The organism is Vibrio sp. Y176, from assembly GCF_033438945.1.
In genome coordinates this window covers 1-804 of record NZ_JAWOQS010000341.1, presented here as the reverse complement: position 1 = coordinate 804, position 804 = coordinate 1, and the positions used below count along the sequence as shown (strand labels likewise).

Annotated in this window: 2 protein-coding genes; both read left to right on the top strand. The window is 45.9% G+C overall.

Translation table 11 applies throughout. The annotated features are described in order from the left end of the window. Positions 1 to 233 (top strand): ApaG domain (locus tag R7O13_RS25950; protein WP_318305085.1); only part of this gene is annotated, 233 nt, incomplete at its 5' end. 16 nt (positions 234 to 249) lie between these two features. Then, positions 250 to 804, top strand: a 555-nt coding sequence (apaH, locus tag R7O13_RS25945) for a bis(5'-nucleosyl)-tetraphosphatase (symmetrical) ApaH (protein WP_318305084.1), incomplete at its 3' end; no start/stop codon positions are given.

The window sequence follows — 804 nt, the reverse complement described above, 5'->3', positions numbered from 1 at the left end:
GATGGTTGATTACCGATTCCAACGGTAAACAAATGACGGTAGAGGGAGAAGGTGTTGTTGGGCAGCAGCCGTTTATTCCAAGCAACGATGAGTACACTTACAGCAGTGGTACCGCGTTAGAAACGCCTGTTGGTGTCATGCAAGGACACTACAAAATGCTGGATGAAAAAGGCCAGGAATTCATCACTGAAATTGAGCCATTTCGTTTAGCGATTCCGAACGTTTTAAATTAATAAGATTGGAGATTCAGTGGCTACCTATATTGTTGGTGACATCCAAGGCTGTTTTGACGAACTACAGCAGCTACTCAAGCGCGTCAACTTTTCCACTCAACATGACCAACTTTGGCTCGCAGGAGATTTGGTGGCTCGCGGCCCGAAATCACTCGAAACACTGCGCTTCGTAAAGTCACTCGGTGACAGCGCAAAAGTCGTACTCGGCAATCATGACTTACATTTACTGGCAGTATCTTACGGCCTGAAAAAGCGAAAAGACAAAGATAAAACGACCCCAATTATCCTCGCTAAAGACCGCGAAGAACTGCTCTCTTGGCTAGCTAAACAACCTCTTCTGGCAGAGCACGACGAGTTTGTGATGTGTCATGCGGGTATCTCACCGCAATGGGATTTAGAAACAGCCAGACAATGTGCTCGCGAAGTAGAACATGTTATCCAAGGCGAAGAGTTGCCGTGGTTGCTAAAAAACATGTACAGCAACTTACCAGATCTTTGGGATGACTCACTGGAAGGTCTGGATCGCTATCGCTATATCATCAATGCCTTTACAAGAATGCGTTTCTGCTTT